Here is a 4,309-nt window from a genome sequence, read left to right as displayed (position 1 = left end):
ATTTTCTTGAGCGCATTGCCAGAAACAATATAAATCATAATTTAAGTCATTAATCCAATAGGTTTTTATTTGTTGTCCAAAGAGTTGCTTAACAGCAAAAAATACAGAACCCCCACCAAAAAAAGGTTCTCGATATTCCCTAATATTCACAGGAATTTGCGGCAAAATTTGCTTAATTGCCCGGGATTTCCCCCCCGGATAACGCAAGGGACTTTTAATTTTTGACATTTTATTTACTAATTAGCTCCTATCTCGATTTCGAGCTTTTTATTGGTTTGAACTTCAACTAAAAGCTTTCTAATTATTTCCTGCTCTCTCTCCTTCAGATTATCCGAGTTTAACACAAGAAATTTTTCTAGATTTTCCAATTGACAAGGTAAAGTAATTTTGTCTTTAATACCTTTACCTGTAAGTTTTAACTTTGACACAAAATTTATGGATTGATTGTTTAAGTTAATGGAGTCTATATTGGAATACAGAATTAATTTAAAAAGACCATCTTGTATATCAGTTAAATCTGGCAGCCCCTTCCTTGTAGAATTTTTAGACTCCTGAATGTAATATTGATCTTTTATATATAAAATTTCGTCTGGTGCTAGATAATAAGTTCCTCCCAAATAGTTTTCAATACAGAAGTTTGCTTTCCTTCCATCGACTAAATATTCATGTTTATGTACTGTAACTGATTCCCTTTCACTTGCCATTTTAGAGCCTTTTAGAGATATATTTTTGAATTCTTCAAAATCAAGCATAACTGCTTTTAGATATTGTCCCATACTAGCTTGAGAATGAGTAAAAACACCAGTATTGTCAGAGATATTTTTATAAGAATTAAGAGCCTGTTGAAAAGTCGAAGTAAACTTTTCTTCTAATAAACTTTTATTCCAATGTAAAGCACTTTGCTTATAATTTAAAATTTCTTTTATTTGATTCTTAATAAATTCATTATTAAACTTTTGTTTGGTAAGTTTGTGTTTATTTTCCTGTTTCGTTTTTTGACTTTTCTCCGCATTTTCATAGTATCCAAGAACTATATATATATTGAGTAAATTCATCCATGAAACTGTAGAATATTGAAGCTTATCTAAGTCTCCATCTCTTCCCTCATCTTTAATAATCGGTATTATTGTCAATATTTTTGATGCATTATATGTGTTATAAATTCTGGCAAATGGATAACTTCTGGTTCGCTTAGGGGAAACCCACTTGGAATAAGCGACTTCTGTATTTTGTGCCTCTATAATTCCATAAGCTCTGGATTCATTAACATCAAATTGTTCCAAACATACTCTGTCTAAAGATTCTGTTAGACAGGCTGTATATTTTACATCTCTAATAAATCCAGTCAAATTCAAGACTTCGCTCATATTATGAAATTACGATCAAACTAATTGGATTAAAAGACAGCCTAACGGTTGAACTCACCCGCCTTGTCAAAGTCTAGCACAAAGTCTGGTGCAGTGATATGTCAGACAGTCGGCAGCCGGTCATAGGCTTCTGACTCAACATCGGGAACTTTTGTTAAGATTGCCTGATACTTTTCTCGACTTCCCTTTTTGGACCTTTCTATTAGGTAATTTTCTGTCATCAACGCTGAAAGTTTCTCAGCGATCGCAGTAGAGATAAATTGATCGATCGAAATTCCATCACGAGCCGCTAGATCATCTAAACTTTTCTGTAATGAGTCGGGAATTTGAACTTGGATGGTACTCATGGTAACTTACCTATTAATCGTAGGAAACCTAAAGGCTCAAAGCGTGGGTTTCATTTTTAACATAGCCACCTTTACTCGATCGATAAATTACGATCAAACCAATTAGATTAACCATCTACTTAACTGTTGGTTTGCGGAATTTGGAGGGAGAGGGAAAATATTCTACTCGTTCATTTTTAAGTGCTTGTGCCATAAAATCACGCCAAATGGGAGCGGCAAAACCGCCACCAGTGATACCTTTACCTAAAGTGCGATTTTGGTCATCTCCAATCCATACTGCCGTGGCTAATTGGGGAACATAACCAACAAACCAGACATTTTTCTCGTTATCGGTAGTACCGGTTTTTCCCGCTGCTGGACGACCGATTTGGGCCGAAGTGGCTGTTCCCCCTTGAATAACTCCCTGTAGGACAGAATTGAGAGAAGCGGTGGCCCAGGGGTCTAAAACTAGCTTCGGTTTGGGTGTATTATCGAGCATGACGTTACCGCGGCTATCAGTAACACGCATGATAAAGGTAGGCTTAGAATGCCAGCCATTACTGGCAAAAGTAGCGTAGGCCCCCGCCATTTCCAGAGGAGTCACATCCACGGATCCCAAAGGTAAAGAGGTGACGGCAATTAAAGGACTCTCGAAACCCAACAGACGACAGACTTCAATGACTTTATTTATCCCGACGCGACGACCGAGAACAACTGCGGGAATATTCAGAGACTGCATCAGAGCGCTACGCAGGGAAACCGGACCAGAAAAGCCGCCACCGTAGTTTTTTGGGCTATAGAAGCCGCCGGCCTCGCGAAAACGTACGGGAGCATCATTAATCACCGTTTCGGGGGTAAAACGACCACTAGCGAAGGCAGTATAATAGACGAAAGGTTTAAAAGCTGACCCCGGTTGACGACGGGATTGGATGGCGCGGTTTAATTGACTTTTATTGTAATCAACGCCACCGACGAGCGCCTTGACGAAATGGGTGCGGGGATCCACTGCGACTAGAGAAATTTGTAGGTCTTTGGTACGAATACCGCGACCACGCAAGCTATTATAGGCCCGTTGGATGGTAGACTCGGCCATGTTTTGAAAGTCGAGATCGATCGTGGTTTGAATCCGCATTCCCCCTTTCGTTAGGGTTTCCTTGCCAAATTTTTGCCGCAATTCTGCCACCACTGCATCGGTAACGTAGGGTAATTTACTTTCTTGCCAAGCGGTGGGTTTACCCAGTTTCAGAGGTTCCTTTAAAGCGGCCTCTTCCTGTGCTGGGGTAATCCAACCTAAGCTACGCATCCGACTGAGAACCAGTGCCTGTCTTTCCTTGGCGGTTTTATAATTATTAAAAGGACTATAAACTTCCGGCGCTTGGATTAATCCAGCCATCATCGCCGATTCTGCTAAATTTAACTCGGAGGCGGGTTTATTAAAATAACTTTTAGCGGCGGTTTGCACTCCGTAATTATTATGACCCCAATAGATATTATTGAGGTACATTTCCAGAATGTCATTTTTGCTAAAAACCTGTTCCACTCGTACTGCCAGGACCGCCTCGGCTAATTTACGGCTAACGGTGCGCTGATGGGAGAGAAAAATATTTTTGACTAACTGCATGGTGATGGTAGATGCACCTTCCACCACACCGCCACTTTTCCAGTTAGCCACTACTGCCCGGCCGATACTATTAGGATTAATACCACGATGGTGATAAAAATGGCTATCTTCGATCGCCATCACGGCGCGTTTTAGATTGGGAGAAATTTGATCGAGTTCCACCACCTCCCGATTCGCTTCCCCGTGTAAGCTGGTCAGGGGTCTGCCTTTAACATCGTAGATATAACTGGTTTCCGTGGGGACGTAACCCCGTAAAATCCTCACATCGGGTAGATTGCGGTAACTAATCGCCAATCCTACCACAGCCCCAGTCACCACGGCCGTGGATACCATCAACAGGCCGAGAACAGTCCCCCCTGCGACTCTGGAGACTCCTTGGAAAAAGCTATCCGAGTCACTACTAGGTTTCTGCTCTTTGTCTTGATTGCCGAGGGTACTGGTGGACACGATGGTTACAATTTCCTTTTTCCAAGAGGGGACTGATCGATCGAACTGACTTGAAAGTCTATTCTAAAGGTTTTGGTGAACTACTCTCAAGGTCGTTGAGAGCTTCCTATTTCACGGGGGATTGCCTCAAGACGGACTTACGCCCAGCTTTTGGTCTTATATCCCCTCTATAGGCAGTATCGCGCTTTTCCTAACGACAATACTTCGGCTTTGCTCAGTACAAGTATCCGTAAGGCTTCATTTCTGATATTTATCGCCGCATTTATGTCCGGGTCATGGATTGTTTGACAATGTTCACAAGTCCATGTTCTAACATCAAGGGACAAACTCCCTACTTGATTTAGACAGACATGACAAGTTTTAGAACTAGGGAAAAATCTATCAACTTCGATATAGGTTTTTCCTGGCCATTCTGCCTTGTATTTGAGCATTGTACAAAACATTCCCCAACTACAATCACTAATAGCCTTAGCTAAATTATGATTGCGTACCATGGCTTTAACATTGAGATTTTCTACCGCAATAACTTGGTTTTCGTTAACTATCTT

5 protein-coding genes are annotated in these 4,309 nt (G+C 41.0%); all 5 read right to left on the bottom strand.

Annotation, left to right across the window (positions count from 1 at the left end; genetic code table 11):
• Window positions 1–228: DNA adenine methylase (locus IM477_RS00785; RefSeq protein WP_287730080.1), on the bottom strand; the 228-nt coding region annotated here is incomplete at its 3' end.
• 8 nt (window positions 229–236) lie between these two features.
• Window positions 237–1,367, bottom strand: a complete 1,131-nt coding sequence (locus tag IM477_RS00780) for a hypothetical protein (protein WP_287700072.1) — start codon at window positions 1,365–1,367, stop codon at window positions 237–239.
• A gap of 101 nt (window positions 1,368–1,468) precedes the next feature.
• The gene (locus tag IM477_RS00775) at window positions 1,469–1,714 is read right to left on the bottom strand and encodes a YlcI/YnfO family protein (RefSeq protein ID WP_287730079.1); all 246 of its coding nucleotides are present in this window, start codon (window positions 1,712–1,714) and stop codon (window positions 1,469–1,471) included.
• A 115-nt stretch (window positions 1,715–1,829) separates the two neighbouring features.
• Window positions 1,830–3,761, bottom strand: a complete 1,932-nt coding sequence (locus IM477_RS00770) for a transglycosylase domain-containing protein (RefSeq protein ID WP_287730078.1) — start codon at window positions 3,759–3,761, stop codon at window positions 1,830–1,832.
• Between the two features lie 167 nt (window positions 3,762–3,928).
• On the bottom strand, window positions 3,929–4,309 hold a 381-nt coding region (locus tag IM477_RS00765), incomplete at its 5' end, for an RNA-guided endonuclease InsQ/TnpB family protein (RefSeq protein ID WP_287730076.1).

Source organism: Microcystis sp. M090S1, assembly GCF_020246295.1.
In the GTDB taxonomy this organism is placed as follows: Bacteria; Cyanobacteriota; Cyanobacteriia; order Cyanobacteriales; family Microcystaceae; genus Microcystis; species Microcystis aeruginosa.
Note: the sequence above shows the minus strand (reverse complement) of the source record. Positions and strands in the feature narration are given on the sequence as shown.

Bases quoted from the DNA above. Each gene is read 5' to 3' on its own strand.
- IM477_RS00780 (WP_287700072.1), bottom strand. From the start codon at position 1,367: ATGAGCGAAGTCTTGAATTTGACTGGATTTATTAGAGATGTAAAATAT.
- IM477_RS00775 (WP_287730079.1), bottom strand. From the start codon at position 1,714: ATGAGTACCATCCAAGTTCAAATTCCCGACTCATTACAGAAAAGTTTA.